Here is a 22,176-nt window from a genome sequence, read left to right as displayed (position 1 = left end):
ATTCGGCGGATACTTTTAAATTAATTTATCAAATAATTAATATAAAGTTTATTTTCATAATTAATACCTTTGCCCCTTCTAATATAAAACTGTAATTTATGGATTTTAGAAATTTTAAAATACCTTACAGCATCAATCCACAATATTCAAAAAAAACCGCTTACTTTTCAATGGAGTTTGCCATTGATCAGGTTTTAAAAATATATTCGGGAGGGCTGGGATTCCTGGCAGGTTCTCATATGAGGAGTGCATACAATCTTAAGCAGGACCTTATCGGAATCGGAATTCTATGGAAGTTCGGGTATTATGATCAGGGAAGAAACCACGATCAGACCCTGCAGCCGGTATGGACCAGGAAAATGTACAGCTTTCTTGAAGATACAGGAATAAAATTCCAGATCGAAATTCACAGCGCTCCGGTTTGGGTGAAAGTATGGTATCTGGATCCTGAAATATTCAATACGGCACCTATGTTTTTCCTTTCTACGGATGTTCCTGAAAACGATCATGTTTCCAAAACCATCTGTCATAAACTCTATGATGCCAATGAATCCACAAAGCTGGCTCAGTATATTCTTTTAGGAAAAGGAGGAGCAAAACTTCTGGATGAGATGAATACGGAAAGGGAAGTTTATCACCTGAACGAAGCTCACGGGCTTCCGGCAGCCTTCTATCTTCTTAAAAAATACAATGGTGACCTGAACAGGGTAAAAGAAAAACTGGTATTCACTACCCATACTCCGGAAGAGGCAGGAAATGAAAAGCATAATCTTAAATTATGCTATGATATGTCTTATTTCTCCGGTTTCAGTATGGAAGATGTGAAAAACATTGAAGGCGCTGATGACGACCGTTTCAACCATTCCCTGTGTGCCCTGAAAATGGCAAGAATTGCCAACGGGGTTTCCCAGCTTCACGGTGTGGTTTCCAGATTGATGTGGAGCAAATATCCCGGAATCTGTGAAATTACCTCCATTACCAACGCACAGGAATTCAAATACTGGGCAGACAAGCCGCTTTATAATGCGAAAGACGAAAATGATGAAACCGTTTTTGATTACCGCAAGAAACATTTAAAAAGCAGACTTTTCAAAATAGTGGCAGACCAGACCGGAAACCTGTTCAGTCCGAATGTCTTTACTATCGTATGGGCAAGAAGATTTGCAGGATATAAACGTGCCGATCTTCTTCTTCATGATAAAGAGAGATTTTACAGACTGCTGAACAACCCGAAATATCCGGTACAGGTCATCTGGGCAGGAAAACCTTATCCAATGGATTATACTGCTATTTCCACGTTCAACTCATTGGTTGAGGAAAGTAAAAATCATAAGAATATGGCGGTTCTTACAGGCTATGAACTTTCTCTGAGTAAATCTTTAAAACAGGGGTCAGACTTGTGGCTGAACAACCCGAGGGTTCCGAGAGAAGCTTCCGGAACCTCAGGAATGACGGCTGCCATGAACGGGTCCGTCAATCTGTCAACCGATGATGGATGGATTCCTGAATTTGCCAAACCGGGAGAAAATGCCTTCGTTGTTCCCAAAGCAGATTACCTGAATATGAGTATTTATGAACAGGACAATTATGACCTGAATCAACTTTATGAAATTCTCGAAAACGAAATCCTACCAACCTATTACGATCATCCGGCCCGGTGGAGAAAGATTCAGTATAACGCTATGAATGATGTAAAAAGCCAGTTCAACAGCGACAGGATGGCTGATGAATATTACCGGGTACTTTACAATAATGTGAATGGCTAGAAACAAAAGTTCATCAGCTCTGGTTAAAAAAAATAGAAGATGTATCACAACTAAACGATGTGGGTTGAGCATCGCTTAACCGAAAACCCTCATCGTATAGGGATACAGGAAAACTTCATAAAAAAGGCCGTTTCACAAGTTGTGAGACGGCTTTTTTGTTTAAATTAATCTTTTTTCTTTTTCGGCACCTTCAGGCCTTTCTCTCTGGCCTCAGAAATACCGATGGCTACCGCCTGTTTTCTGCTGGTGACCTTTTTTCCGGAAGAAGATTTCAGTTTTCCTTCCTTAAATTCGTGCATTACCTTTCCTACTTTGTCCTGAGCTTTTTCTGAATATTTTGTCTTGCTCATGATATTTTTTTTTAAGATTTTGGCAGGGATACCCCTAGTTCGTACACTTGAGCGTGTTTAAGATATTTACAGCGCTCTCTTGAAGTTACCGATTCAAAATGATCATTTTTAATCACAATGATCGGGTCTTCTGAATTTTCAATTTCAAAATTGGCAAAGTATCGTTCATCGGGACTTGTTTTGTCATTTCTTGCTTTTATTTTCTGAAGTTCATCCGCATATTTTCTGAATCCCGGATCTGAAGAGTGAATAAATTTATATTCGTCACCTGCATATACATAGTAATGAAGCTGTTTTTCAATCAAACCGGCTTCATTGGTAATCTGGGGATTGTCATTTCCGTCTTTAAAACCTACTTCAACCAGGGTACCGCCCTTTTTTTGGGCACAGTCTTCAGCATCTTTAAAACTTGAAAAACCTGTATACACGATCTGATCGTTCAAAACATATCGGTTCAGTTTCTGGTTGTATGCATTCGTTTCCATAATTATTATTTTAATTGATTGATGTAATTATATATTCAATTTTTTTGCCAAATTTATTTTTTTAATAAAATTCACCACATAAGGATATTTTATTTATTTTAGTAGTACAATCAAAAAAAATAAAATATCATTATGAAAAACCCAAAGAAAATCACCAGAGAACAGTTAAAATAAATCCAGGGAGGAGGTCTTCCGGGGATGACACGATGTCTGGATCCCGAAACCTGTACATACAGACTCGGTTTTATAGGGGATGCTCCGGCAACACCATGCAACCTGCTTTATCCTATCTGTGCTCCAAGAAACTATTATCCGCCGGTAATAGAAGGCCCTGTTCTTTAAGGATAACTGAAAAACCGGGATATAAAGACCCGGTTTCTTGTTTTATATGGTTATATACGTAAGAATTATTAAATTTGGAATCATTAAAATTAGAAATGAAAAAATTCTTACTCACACTTACAATTGCTGCTGTATTCCAGAATGTATCAGCTCAGGAAATTACTTTAGATAAAATATACTCAGGATATTACCGCGGAAAAGGGATTGCCGGAATTACTTCCATGAAAAACGGTGAGAATTATCTGGTGATTGAACCCGGAGGAATTGCAAAATATTCGTATAAAACGTCACAGAAAGAAGGAAATCTGGTAGACGGAGGCTTCGAAAGCTATGAATTTTCCGATGATGAATCCAAAATTCTTTTACAATTGGGAAGCCAGCCTATTTACAGGCATTCATTTTTAGGAAAATTTGATGTAAAAGATCTGAAAACCGGAAAAGTGATCAGTCTGAACGAAGGAAAACCTGTTCAGGAGCCGAGATTTTCTCCTGATGCTACAAAAATAGCCTTCATTGCAGATAATAACCTGTTTTATCAGGACCTTGATTCAGGAAAAATTACCCAAATAACGAATGACGGTAAAAGAAACTCAATCATCAACGGACTTGCCGACTGGGTATATGAAGAAGAGTTCGGACATGCAAGACAATATGAATGGACAAAGAATTCCGATGCCATTGTCTTTGTAAAGTCCGATGAAAGCCAGGTTCCCGAGATCTATATTCCTATCTACGGCAAAAAGCTGTATCCGGACGAGATGCGTTATAAATATCCTAAAGCCGGAGAAAAAAATTCCGTAGTTTCTGCGCAGCTCTACCGCCTGGATACGGGAAAAATTATGCCGCTCAACTTAGGTTCTTTCAAGAATTACTATATCCCGAATGTTTTCCAGACAGCAAAACCTGATGAGATCGTTCTGATCACTTCCGAGAGAATACAGAATGCTTCTGATATCCTTAAAGTAAATACTAAAACCGGAGCGGTTCAGAAATTATTCACTGAAACGGATGAGAAATGGATCGATACGGACAGCCCTACCCTGGAGTTTCTTGAAGATGATTCTTTCCTGTGGGCATCAGAGAGAGACGGCAACCGCCATCTGTATTGGTATGACAAAGACGGTAAGCTGAAAAAACAGATCACCAAAGGAAACTGGGAAGTAACCGACTATTATGGATTCAATCCGAAATCCAAAGAAATTTATGTACAGACCACAGAGAAAGGCAGTATCAATAAAGTGGTTTCCAAAGTCAATATTGAAAACGGAAAATCCCAGCTGATCTCTAATACGGAAGGAAATAATTCAGCCAGTTTCAGCAAAAACTATAATTATTTCATTGAAACCTCTTCTACTGCTGCAAAACCTTACACTTTTGTGCTGAAAGACGGAAGCGGTAAAGTGATCAAAGAGCTTCAGAACAACAACGACCAGCTTCAGAAACTTAAAGCAGATAATTTTGTTGAAAAGGAATTCATCACAATTCCGAATGCTGTGGGCGACCAGATGAATGCCTGGATCATGAAACCAAAGAATTTTGATCCGAATAAGAAATATCCTCTGTTTATGTTCCAGTATTCAGGACCCGGATCACAGCAGGTAGCCAATTCCTGGGATAATGGAAATGCATTATGGTTCAACCACCTGGTACAGAAAGGCTATATCGTAGCCTGTGTGGATGGGCGTGGAACGGGCTACAAAGGAGCTAAGTTCAAGAAGGTAACCTATATGAATTTAGGTAAATACGAAATTGAAGATCAGATTACAGCTGCCAAATGGTTTGGAAACCAGTCTTATATTGATAAAACAAGAATCGGTATGTTCGGATGGAGTTTCGGTGGATATATGACCAGTCTGGCAATGACCAAAGGTGCTGATGTTTTCAAAGCCGGAATTGCCGTAGCACCGGTTACCAACTGGAGATATTACGATTCCGTATACACGGAAAGATTCATGAGAACACCCCAGGAAAATCCTGACGGATATGATAAAAACTCACCTACTGAATACGCGAAACTGCTGAAAGGCAAATTCCTTCTGATTCACGGAACAGCCGATGACAACGTACATTTCCAGAATTCAATGGAATTATCGGAAGCATTAATCCAGAACAAAAAACAGTTCGATTTTATGGCTTATCCGGATAAGAATCATGGAATCTACGGAGGACAGACAAGACCGCAGCTGTATCAGAAGATGACGGATTTTATTTTAAATAATTTATAATCCGGGGTGATGAAGCACTGGTTTTCTGTAACCTGTTTACTGTGGAGTTCTTTTGTGTTGTCACAGAGAGCAGCCATGAAAGATGGAAATGAAGCCATGCTTCGTGAGGATAAGACATGGGTACCTTCCGGCAGCTACCCGGATTTTGCGCATGCCTCTTCACTGGAGGCCATTATAGATCATCAGGTTCACGTTCTCCTTTTGAAGGATCATTCGTGGAAATATGCTGACCCAAAAACAGAAGCTCATTTTGAAAAGATCCCTGTGAGCAGGGAAAATTTTGAAAAGAAAAGCACTGCCACCTCATTGGTGAAAAGTAAAATAGTTTATGGCGGGATCTATTTTGATCCTGAAAAGTGGATCATCACCACTGAACAGCATGAACAGGGAGCTAACGAATACCTATTGAGAAGTCTCTTTAACCAGGAAATTCAGGGTTCATTCGGAAGTTACAGGATTAACAATTCCGAAACCACCATTGAAAAAGCTAAAAACACTGTTGTTTCTGTCTTTCTTAAATCTCCTGAAATATCCGTCAGAAAGAAAGAATTCAGAAAAGTAAACGGCACTGATATGTTTTATATAAGGTTTTATGAAACTGAAACCGGGTATGAAGTTATCCAGAATCATTTTGTGACCGATGACGGCTACTATGTCGTGACAGAAGCAGCAGCCCCTGAGAAAATTTTCAATCAGCATGAAGCTGCTATGGAAGAACTGATCAACGGAGGAATAAAAATCAAAACGGAAAAGCTAAGATATAACAATACTGCGGCTCCCGTACCTCCTCCGGTTATCCCGGAAAATTAGAAACAATCATAACATCCCTTTCATTTTTTGAAGGGGATTTTTACTATTTGTTTTATTAATCATTTAAGGGAAAATTATTTATTTTATCAATTAAAATTAAAAACTTATTTTTGGGGGAATTTGAAATTTGAATATATGAAGACTAAACATCCTAAAGGCCTGCCTTACCTCTTTTTCACAGAAATGTGGGAGCGTTTCGGGTACTATCTGATTCTCGGAATCTTTGTTCTTTATGTGATTGAGCCTGCCGGTATGAAAGGCGGCCTCGGACTGCCTGATAAAACGGCTGATGACATTTTTGGAACGTATATCGCACTTACCTATCTTACCCCTTTTCTTGGAGGTTTTCTGGCTGACAGGGTTTTAGGCTACATCAAATCTATTTACCTGGGCGGAATCCTGATGGCGGCAGGGTACATCGGAATGGGAGTTTTCAAAGAACTTCCTTTATTTTATGCTTCTCTGGCCCTGATCATCATCGGAAACGGTTTCTTTAAGCCTACTATTTCTACCCTTCTGGGAAACCTGTATTCTGAAGAACCTTATAAAGCGAATAAGGACTCCGGATATAACATTTTCTATATGGGAATCAATATCGGGGCATTTATCTGTAATATTATTGCAGCATTCATGCGTAATAAATTCGGTTGGGGTGAGGCCTTCATCACAGCCGGGGTAGGAATGCTTGTCGGCCTTGTTATCTTTAGTATAGGAAGAAAACATTATATCCATGCAGCGCAGATGAAACCTGTACAGGAAGGGGATACCAAACTTTCTGAGATACTGGTTAAAGTTTTTGTACCTGCTATTGTTTTCGGAATTGCAGGATGGTTTATTCCCGGAAATATTTTCGGAAGCGACAGTACGGATGCATTCATTCTTGCCTGTATTCCTGTTATTTACTTTTATGCCTCTCTTTATTTTAAAGCCAAACCTGAAGAAAAGCCTTCCATCGGAGCATTGCTTTCAGTATTTATGATCAGTATGTTCTTCTGGGCAGTTTTCAAGCAGAATGGTACAGCCTTAACGAGATGGGCCAATTATTATACGGACAGAAGTGTTCCTGCTTCTCTGGAAAAACCTTTGGAAGGGATCTATATGGTTGAAGGAAAAAGTTTTGAAGACAAGGAAGTTCCTGTTTACGACAACCAGTTCCGTTCCCAGAAAGATGACAATGGAGATACAAAAAAAGAAATGGGGAAAGATGTTTACTTTAAAAATATTTCGCCTGAGCAGCGTGCTGCTTTGGAAAAAAATCCAGAAAGTAAAGTCTACCTCTATAATACAGAATTATTCCAGTCGATCAATCCGTTCTGGGTAATCGCTCTGACTCCTGTTGTGGTAGGATTCTGGGCTTTACTGAGAAGAAAAGGAAAAGAACCTTTAACGCCCACCAAGATTGTACTGGGATTATTTATTTCCGGTTTATCATGTCTGGTAATGGTACTTGCCGTAATGGCCGGTGATAACGGAGCCGTAAAAGTTTCGCCATTATGGCTGGTAGCAGGATACGGAGTGATCACAATCGGGGAATTATGCCTTTCACCAATGGGGCTTTCCTTTGTTTCCAAACTTTCTCCTGCGAGAATCACGGCACTGATGATGGGAGGTTTCTTCCTTGCCAACTCGGTAGGAAACAAACTTTCAGGAATCCTGGCCAGTACATGGTACAGCTATGACAATAAAATGAATTATTTCCTTGTGAATTTCGCGTTGTTAATATTTGCGACTCTTTTAGGACTTTCTATGTTAAAAAGATTAAATAAGATCATGAAGGAAAAAGGACATTAATCCTTCAATTTGTATAAAGAATAGCAAGCTGCGGACTGGTTCCGCAGCTTTTTTATTTAAATATAAAATTAAAACCTTGCCAAAAACTCAAAATAAACTATATTTGTCAGTCTTAACAAAAATTTAACAAGAAATATGGATACAGCTCAGCAGAAAGGACATCCTAAGGGTCTCTACCTTCTGTTTTTAACAGAAATGTGGGAACGTTTTTCTTACTATGGAATGCGTGCTATTTTTGTACTTTACATGACAAAAATGCTCCTTATGGATGATGCCAATGCATCAGAAATTTATGGAAGTTATACGGGACTGGTTTATCTTACTCCCCTTTTAGGAGGATATCTGGCAGACCGTTTTTTAGGTAACAGAAGAAGTATAGAAATTGGAGGATTACTGATGGCCATCGGGCAGTTTATCCTGTTCTTCAGTGCTTCCACTACGGGAAGCAGTGCTATTACCCTGATGTGGCTGGGTCTTACAATGCTGATCATCGGAAACGGTTTCTTCAAACCGAATATTTCCACTATGGTGGGGCAGCTTTATCCACAGGGGGACCGTAGAGTAGATTCCGCATTTACTATTTTTTATATGGGTATCAACCTGGGGGCCTTTATGTCGCCTCTTGTATGTGGTACTTTAGCAGAAAAAGTAGACTTCAAATGGGGATTCCTGGCAGCCGGAATCGGTATGCTTATCGGTTTGGTTACCTTCATTACCCAAAAGAATAAAGTATTGGTAGATGCTGATCATAAACCTATCGGTATGCCTAGAGCTAAATTCGGATTTGTTCAGCTGCTTATTGTTTTAGGTTCAATTGGTCTGATTTTCTTCCTGATGAATTTCAAAACGATGTTCAACAGCGAACTGGATGTTATCGGATACCTTATTTACGGAGCAATGATCCTTATGCCGCTTATTGTTCTTACAGATAAAAGTCTTACCAAAGATGAAAGAGACCGTATTGTAGTGATCTTTATTCTTGCATTCTTTGTTATTTTCTTCTGGGGTGCCTTCGAACAGGCAGGTGCTTCACTCACTATATTTGCAGACAGGCAGACAGACCGTAACCTTTTCGGATGGGAAATGCCTGCAAGTTACTTCCAGTCTGTAAATGCTTTGGCTATTCTCCTTCTGGCTCCACTTTTCTCTTCATTCTGGCTAAGACTGGGGAACCGTGGCAAAGAACCGTCTTCTCCTAAAAAGATGGCTTATGGTTTAGCCCTTATTTCATTCGGATATGCTGTAATAGCTTATGCTGTTTACGGTCTGGGAATGATGGATAAAGTTTCCATGTTCTGGCTTATCGGTCTGTATGTAATCCATACGATGGGAGAGCTTTGTCTTTCGCCAATCGGACTTTCTATGGTATCTAAATTATCTCCTGTACGTTTTTCGTCCCTGCTTATGGGAACATGGTTCCTGGCAAATGCTGCAGCCAATAAGTTTGCAGGTACGCTGTCAGCATTAATTCCTGGTGGTGGAGAAAACGGAGGTCCTGCCAAAACAACTTCTTTCTTAGGATTTGAAATTACCAACCTATTCGATTTCTTTATCGTATTTGTTATCATGTGCGGTATAGCTGCGCTTATTCTTTTCGTGATCAGCAGATGGCTTGAAAAGAAAATGCACGGTATCAAATAATAAATTCAATCAATTATATAAAAACCTCTGTTAAGTCAGAGGTTTTTTTTATTTTCGTATGATGGAAATTTCCGAAGATTCTTTATTTCTGTCCGTAAAGGAACTCATCAGACAGTCGCGCGAAAAAGTTTTTCGAATAGCGAATTCTACCTTTCTGCTTACTTACCGGCAAATTGGAAAATCGAGAAAAATTAAAACAAATCATTGATCAGGACAGAATCCGTTTCGAACTGGATCAGAATAACAATAAAAAACCCTAATTAAAACTTAATCATATACAATTATGAGCTTAACTCTAGAAGAAATACAGAATTTTAAAGGAAAGTATCCTAAACAGCTTTGGACGCTTTTTACCGTAGAAATGTGGGAGCGTTTCTGTTTTTACGGAATGCGGGGAGTCCTTACTATTTTTATGGTAGATCAGCTCGGACTGCTGGAAGACAAAGCTAACCTTCAATATGGTGCCATACAGGCTTTCATTTATGCCTTTACATTCATAGGCGGTATTTTTGCCGATAAAATCCTGGGATTCAAAAAATCCCTGATATTCGGCGGACTCATTATGATGATCGGAAACCTAATTATTGCTGTATCACCCCATGATTTCTTCTATTTTGGAATTACCTGCTCTATTATAGGCACAGGATTTTTCAAACCGAATATCTCATCTATGGTAGGAGAACTTTATAAAGAAGATGACCCGAGGAGAGATGCAGGATACGGGCTTTTTTATGCCGGAATCAATATCGGAGGACTTTTAGGAGGAGCTCTGTGTGTGTATTTGGGTAAATATCACTCATGGTCGTGGTGTTTTCTTGCCGCTGCCGTGGTAATGCTTTTAGGGCTGATTACGTTTTTCATCACTAAAAAATCCTTAGGTCCCATCGGAGATTCCCCGATTCAGATGCTGCCTCAGTCTAAAAGATCATTGCGTGAAGTATTGGTATACATAGGAGCTTTATTAAGCATGCCTCTGATCTTCATCATGGTGAAGAATACAGATTATACAGACTACTTTATGTATCTGATAGGTGTCGTTGCCGTTGGTTATTTCATCATGGAAACACTGAAGCAGACTTCCTCCTACCAGAAAAAGCTGATTGCTGCATTTGTCTTCATTTTCATGTATTTTTTATTCAATTCCATTTATGAGCAGAGCGGAGGGTCTTTATCCCTGTTTGCCAAAGACAACCTGGTTCACAACTTACTTGGATTTGGGATGGACCCTAATGTTATTAACAACAGTGCCAACTCATTTTTCATTATTATTTTCAGCCCGTTAATCGGTTTGGCCTGGGTAGGTCTGAATAAGAAAAAACTGGAACCTAATACCATTAATAAATTCGGAATCGGATTTTTATTCTTGGCAGCAGGATTCTTTTTATTTTACAGCTTAAGATTCTTTGCAGGGCCAGACGGAAAATCTTCACTGAATCTCTTTACTTTCACCTGGCTGGTGATTACTTTCGGGGAGCTGTGTCTCGGCCCGATCGGGATGTCTATTATCACCAAACTGTCTCCTAAAAAAATGTTCGGAATGATGATGGGATTATGGTTCCTGGCCAGTGCATTCGGGCAGTTTGCTGCCGGGAAAATCGGAGCCAGCCTATCGGAAGCGAATACAGGAAATACCAATATGAGTAAACTGCTAGCCTATACAGACGGATATAAAACTTTAGGAATCTATGCGTTATCTGCCGGTGTGGTATTAATTTTGTTATCTTCGCTTGTGAAGAAATTAATGCAGGATGTAAAATAAAAAGTAGGCATATTATGCTTATTTTTACGTAAATATCAAGATATGAAAAAATTTTTAAGCATAATCCTATTATTTTTATTAAGTCTCAGCTTTGCCCAGGTGAAATGGATGACTATTGAAGAAGCGATAAAAGCCCAGAAAGAAAATCCTAAAAAAATTCTGATCGACTTTTATGCAGACTGGTGCGGCCCTTGTAAGATCATGGATAAAAAAACCTACGGCCATACAGTGATTGCCCAGATTCTGAACGATAATTTTTATCCTGTAAAATTCAATGCTGAAGAAAAGAAAACCCTGGAAATTTTCGGGAGAACGTTTGCCAATGAAAATACAGAACATAAAAAAGGCCGTAATTCGCTGCACGAATTCACCCAATACATGAATGTAGGCGCAGTTCCCAGTACTGTTTTTCTGGATGAAAACGGTGGCCCGATTACCATTCTTCAGGGAGAATTATCTGCTAAAGAACTGGAACCTTATCTGGAACTGATCTCAAAAGATCTTTTTAAAAAGATCCGGACCAGAGAGCAGTGGGAAGATTATCAGAAAAAATTCAAATCAAAGATCAGAGATTAAACAGAAATACTTATTTTTCCTATACAAAAACTCAGACTTCCATTTTTTTTTGGAAGTCTTTTTTATTTTACCGAAATTCGGACCTTCGTTTTCCGTTCAGAGCCTGATCTCCGGATTTCAGTAATAATGACTTTAGAAACTTCCATAGAATATGTAAAAGGTATAGGACCTGAAAGAGCCAAACTTATCAAGAATGTGTTGGGTATTTCTACGGTGGATGATCTTCTGAACTTCTACCCTATCCGGTATCTGGATAAAAATAAGATTTATAAAATATCCCAGCTTCAGGAAGAAAGCAGTCAGGAAATCCAGCTTAAAGGAAAGATCACCCAGATTCAGGAGATTCAGACGGGGAAAACAAAAAGACTTTCGGCAAAATTCAGCGATGATACCGGAACCATGGATCTGGTATGGTTCCAGTATTCAAAATGGCTGAAAGAACAGATTCCTGTAAACCGGGAAGTTTATATCTTCGGAAAGATCAATGTATTCAACAGGCAGTTCTCTATGCCGCACCCGGAAATTGATGCAGAAGAGAGGAAAGAGGGAGATACCCGTCTGAAACCTATTTATCCGAGTTCAGAAAAATTAACCAAAAGAGGGTTAAATCAGAGGTTTTTTCAGGTTATACTGAGAAATATCTGCAAAGAAATCCCCAATCTTATCGAAGAAAACTTTCCAGAATATCTGATAAAGGCCTTTAAATTTTTATCCCGGCAGCATACGTTTCTGAACATCCATTTCCCGAAAGATATGGACCATTTTGAAAAAGCAGACCACAGGCTGAAGTTTGAAGAATCCTTCTTTTTCCAGCTCGGATACGGTCTGAAAAAGCTGCATCACAAATCCCAGGCTATTGGCAGTCCTTTTCCTATTATAGGAGACCATTTTAATAATTTTTATAATCATCATATCCCTTTTGATCTCACCAATGCTCAGAAAAGAGTTCTGAAGGAAATCCGCATGGATATGAAAAGGCCTATCCAGATGAACAGGCTTCTGCAGGGAGATGTAGGTTCCGGAAAAACAATGGTTGCCTTACTGACCATGCTGATCGCTATGGATAACAGTTTTCAGAGCTGCCTGATGGCTCCTACTGAAATTCTCGCCCAGCAGCATTACAACGGAATTAAAGATCTTCTGCTGGAAACCGGCATCAATGTCCGGCTTCTTACCGGTTCTACCAAAGCTTCTGAGCGTAAGATCATCCATCAGGAACTTGAGGACGGTTCTCTTTCCATTTTAGTGGGTACCCATGCCATACTGGAAGATAAAGTAAGGTTTAAAAACCTCGGCCTTGCCATTATTGATGAGCAGCACAGGTTTGGTGTTGCACAGCGGGCCAAATTATGGGCAAAAAACAGAATTCCGCCCCATATTCTTGTGATGACGGCCACCCCTATTCCGAGAACGCTCGCCATGAGCTTTTATTCTGATCTTGATGTTTCTGTCATTGATGAGATGCCTGTGGGCAGAAAGCCTATTATTACTGCTCACAGAAAGGAAAAAGACCGCACCTATGTGTATAACTTCTGCAGAGAAGAAATCCGGAAAGGAAGGCAGATCTATTTCGTTTATCCGCTGATTGAAGAGTCTGAAACCCTGGATTACAAAAATCTGATGGAAGGCCTTGAACATGTGATGGATGCATTCTCAGACTACAATGTTACCATGCTTCACGGGAAAATGAAACCTGATGAAAAAGATGCTGCCATGAATTATTTCGCTTCCGGAAAAGCAGAAATTATGGTGGCCACCACTGTGATTGAGGTGGGAGTAAATGTCCCCAATGCCTCGGTAATGGTTATAGAAAGTTCCGAAAGATTCGGGCTTTCCCAGCTCCACCAGCTGCGGGGACGTGTAGGAAGAGGTGCCGAACAGAGCTACTGTATTCTGATGACTTCCGATAAAATGTCTAAGGAAAGCAGAACCCGCATTAAAACCATGACGGAAACCAACGACGGATTCAAAATTTCGGAGGTGGATATGCAGCTGAGAGGTCCCGGAGATATTCTCGGCACCCAGCAAAGCGGGGTTGTGGATTTCAAGAAACTGGATCTTGTGAGTGATGCAGCGATCATTAAAACAACAAAAAATACGGTTGACAGAATTTTGGAAGCAGATCCTCACCTGAACGGACCGGAGAATCTGGTCATCAGAAATTACTATCTGAAATACTATAAAGGAAAGAATAAGTGGAGTAAGATTTCATAAAAAAACCGCGAAAAGAATCTTTCCGCGGCCCCCTTATAAAACTGTTATTTAGAAGAAATTACTTTTGGCGTCTTAAAAAATTTATTTTAATAGCAGGACTTTAATATTTTGTGATGTGGTGTGAAAATATTTATATATTATTTGAATGCTTATGTCCTAACTATTAAAATAAATTATAAAAAACAAAATGAATTATTTTTCCAACTTGCTTATTATAAAAACTAACTGTGTCTAAGCTGAAGGTTTGGGAATGAAACGAATATTAATACCCTCCAGCCAGCTCAAGTTTTCATGATTGTACCGTTTTGTTTAAAGATCTTCTATGCTTTCTAATTGGAAATAATTATAATTCATTTTGTTAACTAACATCGTGATTTATAGTTTTGCTTCTGATCGATAACCGATCTTCTGCCATTCACTGCTTTATGATATCGCTGATTTTTGCCGGCTTATTTACATTTACAAAATTGCTGATATTGGCTGAATTTACTCTTATATTATTTTAATTATTAGTTATAAAATTTTCACTTTTCTGTGAATAGTATGTATTAAATACTTTTAATTTTAACAAAAAAAACATTTCAAAAAAATCAATATGCATCATATTTTCATGATAAAATTTTCCTTATTCAGTCCTGAGGTATGGTATTGCCAATTAACAACAATCACTTCTGTAAGAACCTTTTTAAGATTTTCATAGGTATCAGGTTGTCTGATAAAAATATTAGCGCCCTGGACAAATAATTCATCAGTTTCGGGTTCTGTAATGACATCTGCATATACCGCATTCACCATACTGCTGAATCTCAAATCTTCCTTTATTTCTCTGATACAGCTTATACAGCTTTTATCCGGCATATGATAATTGAGAAACAGAATCTCAGGAACAATTGCCTCTTCACGGTTCAGATAATCCATCAGTGCATATGTATGGGAGAAACACTGAACTTTTACTTCAATTTTCAGGTCTTTGAATATGCTTTTAAAGAATACCAGGTTCCCTTCGTCATGATCTGTGACAATCACGTTCAGAAATTCTTTATTCATACTGCATTTGGGAATGGATGATCATACTCTGTGCCTTTCTTCTCTTTACAATCAGCTTCTGAAACTGGGAAGGTGTTATTCCTGTTGTATTTTTAAATTGAGTACTGAGGTGTGCTACACTGGAATAATTAAGCTTGTGGGCAATTTCCGTAAGACTCTGTTTATTGCCGATGATCAGTTCTTTGGCATATTCTATTTTCTGGAGAATAATGAAATTCTCAATAGAGGTGTAAGCCAGTTCCGAAAACAGATTGGAAAGATATCCATAGCTGTGCTTCAGTTTTTCGGCGATATAGATGGAGGCTTTTACGGAAACAGGCTCTTCAGAAAATACCAGCTCTACAATGGCATCTTTTATTTTCTGTACCAGAGCAGTTTTCTGGCTTTCGATAATTTCAATTCCGTAATCTTCAAGATTTTTCTTAAAAAGACTGTGCTGTTCCTGCGTAATGGGTTCGTAAAACTCTACTTCGCCAAAGTTCAGCATCCGGTATTTCAGTCCATGCTCTTTAAGCTTCTCATCCAATATCTTCTTGCAAAGTGCATTGAAATCAAATTTTACATACATTTTCATCCTTAATATAGTGTGTTAAATTATGTAGTAAATATAGCGATTTATTTCAATTGAAAGTGAAATAGTGAAGTTTTTTTTCATTTTCCTATTTAAAACAAAAAACTCCTGCATTGTTGAATACAGGAATTAAACACTAAGGATGAAAAAAATATACTGATAAAAAGCTGCTACAGCTCAAAACCAAGCATATGAATGTATTGTATAAGTGATTTGGTTCTGGAGCAAAGATGGTTTAAAAACCCATATCACCTGTTATAGAATTATAATATATTGTTACACAATTTTAAGTCAATTATTCGTGAATTAAGAATTCCATCATATAATCATCCATCACAAATCCGTTGCCTATATCAAATACACCTTCGCCGTAAACACGGTATCCCTGGGACTCATAGAAGCGTCTGGCTTCATTATTCTTATTAACGTTCAGAATGATTTTTTTATCCCCATTCTCAGAAACTTTCCGGCTCAGGAACCGAAGCGCTTCTTTCCCGAAACCTTTACCCTTACTTTCCGGCACCAGATAAATGCGGTGAAGTTTTGTAATATGATCATCATAATGATGCTCATAACCGATAAATCCTTCATAAGAACCTGTATTTTCATCCATGATCAGGTAATAGTGATAATTTTCATCCTGAAAATGTTTTGTCAGTTCGCTTTCAGAATACATTTCTGAAAGCATATATTCCATTTGTTCATTGGAAAGGATTTCTGCATAAGCATTTTCCCAGGATCTTCTGGCGAGATTCCGGATCAGCGGGATGTCTTTTTCTGTTGCTTCTGTTAATTTCATACTTTTTATGATTAAAAAAAAGTGAAAAGCCGGAACTTTTCACTCTGTTATTATGTTGTAATTGTGAATTTTATCTTGCAGTTTAACAGCAAAATTATCAATTCATGGATTTCCTTAAATATTGGCCATTTCGGCTTTGATCTTTGCATAAAGTCCTTCTGAAGCAGGAACTAAAGGCAGTCTCAGATAATTTTTAACAATACCTTTTTCTGCCAGTACCACTTTAATTCCGCAAGGGTTTCCTTCTGCAAAAATAAGACGGGTAATTTCTACCAGTTTATTATGGATCTCGTAGGCTTCTTTCACTTTTCCTTCAAAAGCCAGCTGAACCATTGTTGAAAATTCCTTTGGATAGGCCTGCCCGATCACAGAGATCACTCCGTTTCCTCCGGCCAGTGTTACAGGAAGTGTATACTCATCATCCCCTGAAACCAGAGAGAATCCTTCAGGCTTCTTTCTCAGAATATCAAAATACTGAAGAATATTCGGTGCTGCTTCCTTGATCATGAAAAGATTCGGAAATTCTTTTGCGAGACGGATTGTAGTGTCTGCTTCAATATTCTGCCCCGTTCTGGACGGAACGTTATAAATAACGATATTCTTTCCTGTGGAAGCCAACATCTTATAATGCTGGTAAAGCCCTTCCTGATTAGGTTTGTTATAATATGGAGACACTGAAAGCACTGCATCAAATTCAGAAAGATCCGCTTCTTCAATCTGTTTCTTGACTTCCAGAGTATTGTTCCCGCCGATTCCCAGAACCAGGGGAAGACGTTTATTATTTACCTTAATGATATGTTCGGTTACCTGTTTCTTTTCTTCATCAGAAAGCGTTGCAGCCTCAGCTGTCGTTCCCAGTACTACCAAATAATTGGTTCCGTTTCCGATATTATATTCAACAAGTTTTGTTAAACTATCGAAGTCAACGGATAAATCTTCATTAAAGGGTGTTACCAATGCAACACCTACTCCTTTTAAAATGCTCATCTGTTCGAATTATTTTTGTCAAATTTAATAATTTACCGTAAGAATTTGTAATAAATAATAATGTTTTATTATACATATAATTATATTTGCATATACTAAAAGATATTATGAAAAATAAATTCTTGTTACTAGGAATTGCTCTGGTCTCACTGACTGCCTGCAAGACAGCCTCCACGCTGCAGCTGGCCAGTGTTCAGCCCCGGAAAAACATTTCTATTAATAATGAGCTAAAAAATGATGAGGCATTTGTAAAAGTTATTGAACCCTATAAAGAGAAACTGGATAAAGAAATGAACCAGAAGATCTCCCATACCAGCGTAGATCTTACCAAACAGGGCGATAACAGCAATCTGGGTAATCTTTTGGCTGACTATACATTCGAGGGAGCTGATGCATGGGCCCAAACCCATCTGCAAAAAAATGTAGATGCTGCGCTCATCAACATCGGAGGAATCAGAACAACCATCGGAAAAGGAGATATTCTCCTGAAAAGCGTATTTGAGGTAATGCCTTTCGAAAATGAAGTCATCATTGTGAAACTGAAAGGAACAGACCTTCAGGGACTTTACGATTATTACGCAAAAACACAGGTAAACAACCCTGTTTCCCACCTGTACATTGAAACCGGTAACGGGCAGCTTACCAAAACTTTAATCAACGGAAAGCCTGTAAATCCGTCCCAGGAATATTATATTGCAACTTCGGATTATCTGGCGTTAGGAGGCGACAATATGAAATTTTTCTCAAAAGGAGAAGCGATTCCTACGGGAATCAAACTGAGAGATCTGTTTATTGAATATTTCAAAAAAACTCCTGAAGTAATTCCCAATACAGATGTTCGTTTAAATTTTACCGGTAAGAAATAATGGATAGAAAAAAATTTTTAAAAGCAATAGGAGGCGGATCTTTAGCAATGGCTTTAGCTCCCAATATGATGATGGCGGAAGAATTAAAATTCAATCCTTTAAAATCCGCGAATAAACTTACCATTCTTCATACCAACGACCAGCACAGCAGGATAGAACCCTTTGATGCCGGTTATACGAAAAATCCCAATCAGGGAGGATTTGCCAGAAGGGCAAGCCTGATTCAGCAGATCAGAAGCCAGGAAAGCAATGTGCTTCTTCTGGACTCGGGGGACATTTTCCAGGGAACTCCTTATTTTAATTTCTTCGGTGGTGAACTGGAGTTCAAACTGATGTCCATGATGAAGTATGATGCTTCCACTATGGGAAACCATGACTTTGACAATGGTCTGGATGGTTTTTTAAAGGTACTTCCCAACGCTAAATTCCCTTTCATCTGTTCCAATTATGATTTCAGGAATACGGTTCTGGACGGAAAAACCTCACCATATAAAATCTTCAATAAAAACGGAATCAAAGTCGGAATTTTCGGGGTCGGAATCCAACTGGACGGGCTTGTCGGCAAAAAACAATACGGAGAAACCGTATATTCGGATCCCGTAGAAGTAGCGCAGCATTATTCAAACTTCCTGAAAAATGAGCAAAAATGTGATCTGGTGATCTGCCTTTCACATATCGGCTATGATTATAAGGATGAACCCGGTAAAATAAGTGATAAGATCCTGGCCGCCAAAACAGAAAATATTGACATCATTCTGGGAGGTCATACCCATACTTTCCTTCCGGAACCCCAGACGTATACCAACAGACAGGGAAAAAACGTTCTGGTAAACCAGGTTGGATGGGCAGGCCTGCTTTTAGGAAGAATTGATTTCCACTTTGACATTAATAAAAACATACAGCATATTTCCTGGAACAACCAGGTGATTGACAGCAGCATAACCGCATAATATGAAAAAACTTTCTATAATTTCTCTTGGTATTTTAGCATCCCTGCAGTTGGCAAATGCGCAGGTCATTACCTCAAAAAAATGGACGGATATTTTTTCCTACAACAATGTCTTGGCAATGAAAGAAGACAATGGAAAAATAATTGCCGCTACGGAAAACGGGATATTCTATTATACAATCTCAACAGGAGAGATTACAAAGTTATCTAAAGCCAACGGCCTTCATAATACAGGAATCACTGCCTTTGACTATAACCCGCAGACTAAAACCGGAATTATAGGGTATAGTAACGGCTCCCTGGATGTTATTACTCCACAGGAAATTAAATATATCGTTGATATTCCTATTGCCACCGGATATAACGGAAGCAAAAAAATCAACCATATCTCTATCACAGGAGATCAGGCTGTAATTTCCGTAGGCTACGGAATTTCTATATTCAACCTGAACAGGAAAGAATTTGGGGATTCAACCTTCTTTATGACAGGAGGAGGTCTATATGAAGCCAGCAACGAAGCCGTTATTTTCGGCAATAAAGTATATTCTGCTACCGACAACGGACTGAAGACCCATGAGATGAATACCACTTTTCCGGTATATTCCACCTGGGTGACAGAAATCCCCGGAGCATTTAAGCATATTGATGCCGAAACATCCCTGGTATTTTCATCTGCAACCTCTGCATTCCTGTATAATAACGGAGTTTCCACTCCACTTCCCGCAAGTTTCGGAAATATCCGCGACATCGTAGTATCTTCAGACAATATTGTGGTAACAGATGTTGCCAGAATCTACACATTCGGTACCAACGGAATAAACCAGGGAACAGTAAGTGTAGGAGAAGAATGCAATACCGCCATAAAAACCAACGGAAAAATATATGGAGGAACCATATTATCAGGAATAAAAGATGAAGGCGGCAGCATGTATAAGCCGTCCGGACCATATTCTAATTTTTCATACAAAATTAACCTGTATGACAATGACCAGATCTTAGTATCGTCCGGTGCAAGAGACGGAAGATACAATACCCCCGTAAACAATCCAAAAAGACCCGGATTCTATTATTTCTCCGGTTCTGAATGGATATATTCTTCCTATTTCGTACAGAATACCAGCCTTATGAATGTTCTGGATGCTGTACTTAATCCCAGGGATAACAGTGAAGTATTTTTCACAAACTATGCAACCGGAGGGCCACAAGGTGTTTACAGAATGAAGTATAACCCAACCAATAAAGATTTTGATCTGGTAAAATACTATAATCTGGGAACTACCCTGCCTGCTTACAACCGTCCTGTTGGTTTTGCAGTGGATAACCAGAACAACTTTTTTGTTTCTGTTTCCTATAATGAAGGAATTGCTTCAATAGGGGTTTACGATCCCGCTGCAGATAACTTCAATCTAAAGAAGTTCAACATCACCAGCGATGCGGTTCAGAAACCTCTGTTTTATGAAAACATGCTGTGGATTCCTACTCCCAGAACCAACACTTTCATCGTATATGATTATAAAAATGCCGGCAGCTTTTCCGATGATGTAGATTACATCCTGAGAGACACCAACGGATTTGCAGGTAACTCAAAAGGAACCATATCGGTGGCTATCGATAAATCCGGAGATGCATGGATCGGTACCGACAGCGGATTAAGGATATTGGCCAATGCCGCTACCGAAATTAAAGGATCTGATCCGCAGGTAGCCCCTATCGTTATTGAACAGAACGGACTTGGAGAAGAGCTTTTCAGAGATTCCCAGATCCTCCAGGTGGAGGTGGATGCAGGAGATCACAAATGGGTTTCCGTAGATGGAGGCGGTGTATACTATCTTTCCTCTGACGGCCAGCAGACCATCAAACATTTTACAAAAGAAAACTCACCTCTTCCTACCAACTCTGTTACAGACATTAAAGTAGATAAAAAAACAGGGAAAGTATATTTTGTTACCTATAACGGAATTGTTGTTTATCAGGGCGACGTAGCCGATGTAACCTCCAACTTCGGAAATGTGGTCGTGTATCCTAATCCTGTGGTATACTCCAACTTTAAAGGAAAGGTAACAATAAAAGGGCTTGCTGAAAAAACCAATATCAGAATTGCCGATGCAGCCGGAAATGTGGTACATTCAGCCGTTGCCAGAGGAGGATATTACGAATGGGACCTTAACAACAATAAGGGTACCCGCGTGGCCTCGGGAATTTATTTCGTACTGATGACCAATGAAGACGGTTCAGATAAAGCTACCGCCAAAATAGCCGTAGTTAATTAATGAATTCACAGAACGGATTTTTACTTTCATTCATAAAATATGGCGAAAACGATGCTGTTCTGCATTGTTTTACAGAAGAAGACGGCTTTCAGACCTATTTTCTGAAAGGAATATATTCCAAAAGAAATAAAAAGAAAGCCCTGCTTCAGCCTTTGAATAAACTCAGTTTTTCTGTAACCCCTGCCAGAGGAGGCAGAATTCCGTCTGTTTCAAAATTTGAATTGCTGAAAACCAACGATGTCTATACCGATATTAAGGCCGGCACCGTTATATTTTTCATTTCAGATTTCCTGAATCAGGTTTTGAGGCACGAAAATAAAAATCCCAATATCTTTTTCAATATTGATGAATTCCTCAATGAGCTGATGAATAAAAATTATCAGTGTCACCTGCTTTTTCTGATCCGTATTCTAAAGATTCAGGGAGTAGCCCCGCTGGTTAATGACGGCTCTTTTTTAGATCCTGAAACCGGGACGTTTTCTGCGGTCGCGGCTCATCAGCTATTCGGGCAGGAAATTTCCTCAGTCTGGAAAACAGCCCTTACTTCAGGGGATATATATTCAACAAAAATCCATTCTGCTCTCAGAAAAGATTTTCTGGACAGCATACTTGTCTATTATCATTATCATATAACCGATTTTAAAATGCCGGCATCCCTTGAGGTGATCCAGCAGATTTTTGAATAAAGGCCGGAAGTTTTTTTAGATATAGGTATTGATGCCTACTTT

The 22,176-nt window shown here is 39.0% G+C and carries 18 protein-coding genes; 12 read left to right on the top strand and 6 right to left on the bottom strand.

Annotation, left to right across the window (positions count from 1 at the left end; genetic code table 11):
* Positions 1-98 precede the first annotated feature (98 nt).
* On the top strand, positions 99-1,766 hold the full coding sequence (gene glgP, locus AC106S_RS08380) for an alpha-glucan family phosphorylase (protein WP_482438626.1): 1,668 nt from the start codon (positions 99-101) through the stop codon (positions 1,764-1,766).
* A gap of 164 nt (positions 1,767-1,930) precedes the next feature.
* On the opposite strand, the gene AC106S_RS08375 is transcribed toward glgP, so the two are convergent.
* The gene (locus tag AC106S_RS08375) at positions 1,931-2,116 is read right to left on the bottom strand and encodes a DUF6496 domain-containing protein (protein ID WP_062701290.1); all 186 of its coding nucleotides are present in this window, start codon (positions 2,114-2,116) and stop codon (positions 1,931-1,933) included.
* Between the two features lie 11 nt (positions 2,117-2,127).
* Complete coding sequence (locus tag AC106S_RS08370; RefSeq protein ID WP_482438625.1) at positions 2,128-2,601, bottom strand: hypothetical protein; 474 nt, start codon at positions 2,599-2,601, stop codon at positions 2,128-2,130.
* A 437-nt stretch (positions 2,602-3,038) separates the two neighbouring features.
* Here AC106S_RS08370 and AC106S_RS08365 point away from each other — a divergent pair, with 437 nt between their 5' ends.
* The 7 genes from AC106S_RS08365 (at position 3,039) to recG (ending at position 13,959) form a co-directional block, all read left to right on the top strand.
* Positions 3,039-5,168: a S9 family peptidase gene (locus AC106S_RS08365; protein ID WP_482438624.1), complete on the top strand. Its 2,130-nt coding sequence runs from the start codon at positions 3,039-3,041 to the stop codon at positions 5,166-5,168.
* A 9-nt stretch (positions 5,169-5,177) separates the two neighbouring features.
* Positions 5,178-5,978, top strand: a complete 801-nt coding sequence (locus AC106S_RS08360) for a hypothetical protein (protein ID WP_482438623.1) — start codon at positions 5,178-5,180, stop codon at positions 5,976-5,978.
* 135 nt (positions 5,979-6,113) lie between these two features.
* On the top strand, positions 6,114-7,769 hold the full coding sequence (locus AC106S_RS08355) for a peptide MFS transporter (RefSeq protein WP_482438622.1): 1,656 nt from the start codon (positions 6,114-6,116) through the stop codon (positions 7,767-7,769).
* Between the two features lie 135 nt (positions 7,770-7,904).
* Positions 7,905-9,410, top strand: coding sequence for a peptide MFS transporter (locus tag AC106S_RS08350; protein WP_482438621.1), 1,506 nt, complete (start codon positions 7,905-7,907; stop codon positions 9,408-9,410).
* A 283-nt stretch (positions 9,411-9,693) separates the two neighbouring features.
* Positions 9,694-11,169 carry a peptide MFS transporter gene (locus tag AC106S_RS08345; protein ID WP_482438620.1) on the top strand — a complete coding sequence of 492 codons (1,476 nt, stop codon included), beginning with the start codon at positions 9,694-9,696 and terminating at the stop codon, positions 11,167-11,169.
* Positions 11,170-11,211: 42 nt separating this feature from the next.
* Positions 11,212-11,745 (top strand): thioredoxin family protein, encoded by a 534-nt coding sequence (locus AC106S_RS08340; protein ID WP_482438619.1) that lies wholly within the window; start codon positions 11,212-11,214, stop codon positions 11,743-11,745.
* Positions 11,746-11,871: 126 nt separating this feature from the next.
* A complete protein-coding gene (gene recG, locus AC106S_RS08335; protein ID WP_482438618.1) occupies positions 11,872-13,959 on the top strand; it encodes an ATP-dependent DNA helicase RecG in 2,088 nt (695 codons plus the stop codon).
* A gap of 600 nt (positions 13,960-14,559) precedes the next feature.
* Here recG and AC106S_RS08330 read toward each other — a convergent pair.
* From AC106S_RS08330 to dapA, 4 genes are all read right to left on the bottom strand, one after another.
* Positions 14,560-15,006: a response regulator gene (locus AC106S_RS08330; RefSeq protein WP_482438617.1), complete on the bottom strand. Its 447-nt coding sequence runs from the start codon at positions 15,004-15,006 to the stop codon at positions 14,560-14,562.
* Positions 14,999-15,580: a helix-turn-helix domain-containing protein gene (locus AC106S_RS08325; RefSeq protein ID WP_482438616.1), complete on the bottom strand. Its 582-nt coding sequence runs from the start codon at positions 15,578-15,580 to the stop codon at positions 14,999-15,001. Before AC106S_RS08325 ends, AC106S_RS08330 begins: the two co-directional genes overlap by 8 nt.
* A 292-nt stretch (positions 15,581-15,872) precedes the next feature.
* The gene (locus AC106S_RS08320) at positions 15,873-16,376 is read right to left on the bottom strand and encodes a GNAT family N-acetyltransferase (protein ID WP_482438615.1); all 504 of its coding nucleotides are present in this window, start codon (positions 16,374-16,376) and stop codon (positions 15,873-15,875) included.
* A gap of 114 nt (positions 16,377-16,490) precedes the next feature.
* A complete protein-coding gene (dapA, locus tag AC106S_RS08315; RefSeq protein WP_482438614.1) occupies positions 16,491-17,363 on the bottom strand; it encodes a 4-hydroxy-tetrahydrodipicolinate synthase in 873 nt (290 codons plus the stop codon).
* 107 nt (positions 17,364-17,470) lie between these two features.
* On the opposite strand from dapA, the gene AC106S_RS08310 reads away from it, so the two are divergent.
* The 4 genes from AC106S_RS08310 to recO are packed head-to-tail and all read left to right on the top strand — an operon-like array spanning position 17,471 to position 22,134.
* Complete coding sequence (locus AC106S_RS08310; protein ID WP_482438613.1) at positions 17,471-18,229, top strand: 5'-nucleotidase C-terminal domain-containing protein; 759 nt, start codon at positions 17,471-17,473, stop codon at positions 18,227-18,229.
* Positions 18,229-19,179, top strand: coding sequence for a bifunctional metallophosphatase/5'-nucleotidase (locus AC106S_RS08305; RefSeq protein WP_482438612.1), 951 nt, complete (start codon positions 18,229-18,231; stop codon positions 19,177-19,179). Before AC106S_RS08310 ends, AC106S_RS08305 begins: the two co-directional genes overlap by 1 nt.
* Before the next feature lies 1 nt (position 19,180).
* Positions 19,181-21,448 carry a type IX secretion system anionic LPS delivery protein PorZ gene (gene porZ / locus AC106S_RS08300; protein ID WP_482438611.1) on the top strand — a complete coding sequence of 756 codons (2,268 nt, stop codon included), beginning with the start codon at positions 19,181-19,183 and terminating at the stop codon, positions 21,446-21,448.
* Entirely contained in the window at positions 21,448-22,134 is a 687-nt protein-coding gene (gene recO, locus AC106S_RS08295; protein ID WP_482438610.1) for a DNA repair protein RecO, read from the top strand. Before porZ ends, recO begins: the two co-directional genes overlap by 1 nt.
* The last annotated feature ends 42 nt before the right edge of the window (positions 22,135-22,176 follow it).

It is taken from the genome of Chryseobacterium sp. FR054 (assembly GCF_056844565.1).
This window is presented reverse-complemented; position numbering and strand designations above follow the sequence as displayed.

Coding starts and splice junctions, on each gene's coding strand:
- AC106S_RS08355 (WP_482438622.1), top strand. CDS start 6,114: ATGAAGACTAAACATCCTAAAGGCCTGCCTTACCTCTTTTTCACAGAA.
- AC106S_RS08360 (WP_482438623.1), top strand. CDS start 5,178: ATGAAGCACTGGTTTTCTGTAACCTGTTTACTGTGGAGTTCTTTTGTG.
- AC106S_RS08375 (WP_062701290.1), bottom strand. CDS start 2,116: ATGAGCAAGACAAAATATTCAGAAAAAGCTCAGGACAAAGTAGGAAAG.
- glgP (WP_482438626.1), top strand. CDS start 99: ATGGATTTTAGAAATTTTAAAATACCTTACAGCATCAATCCACAATAT.
- AC106S_RS08350 (WP_482438621.1), top strand. CDS start 7,905: ATGGATACAGCTCAGCAGAAAGGACATCCTAAGGGTCTCTACCTTCTG.
- AC106S_RS08310 (WP_482438613.1), top strand. CDS start 17,471: ATGAAAAATAAATTCTTGTTACTAGGAATTGCTCTGGTCTCACTGACT.
- AC106S_RS08325 (WP_482438616.1), bottom strand. CDS start 15,580: ATGAAAATGTATGTAAAATTTGATTTCAATGCACTTTGCAAGAAGATA.
- recG (WP_482438618.1), top strand. CDS start 11,872: ATGACTTTAGAAACTTCCATAGAATATGTAAAAGGTATAGGACCTGAA.
- AC106S_RS08345 (WP_482438620.1), top strand. CDS start 9,694: ATGAGCTTAACTCTAGAAGAAATACAGAATTTTAAAGGAAAGTATCCT.
- recO (WP_482438610.1), top strand. CDS start 21,448: ATGAATTCACAGAACGGATTTTTACTTTCATTCATAAAATATGGCGAA.
- AC106S_RS08365 (WP_482438624.1), top strand. CDS start 3,039: ATGAAAAAATTCTTACTCACACTTACAATTGCTGCTGTATTCCAGAAT.
- AC106S_RS08340 (WP_482438619.1), top strand. CDS start 11,212: ATGAAAAAATTTTTAAGCATAATCCTATTATTTTTATTAAGTCTCAGC.
- AC106S_RS08370 (WP_482438625.1), bottom strand. CDS start 2,601: ATGGAAACGAATGCATACAACCAGAAACTGAACCGATATGTTTTGAAC.
- AC106S_RS08305 (WP_482438612.1), top strand. CDS start 18,229: ATGGATAGAAAAAAATTTTTAAAAGCAATAGGAGGCGGATCTTTAGCA.
- AC106S_RS08320 (WP_482438615.1), bottom strand. CDS start 16,376: ATGAAATTAACAGAAGCAACAGAAAAAGACATCCCGCTGATCCGGAAT.
- porZ (WP_482438611.1), top strand. CDS start 19,181: ATGAAAAAACTTTCTATAATTTCTCTTGGTATTTTAGCATCCCTGCAG.
- dapA (WP_482438614.1), bottom strand. CDS start 17,363: ATGAGCATTTTAAAAGGAGTAGGTGTTGCATTGGTAACACCCTTTAAT.
- AC106S_RS08330 (WP_482438617.1), bottom strand. CDS start 15,006: ATGAATAAAGAATTTCTGAACGTGATTGTCACAGATCATGACGAAGGG.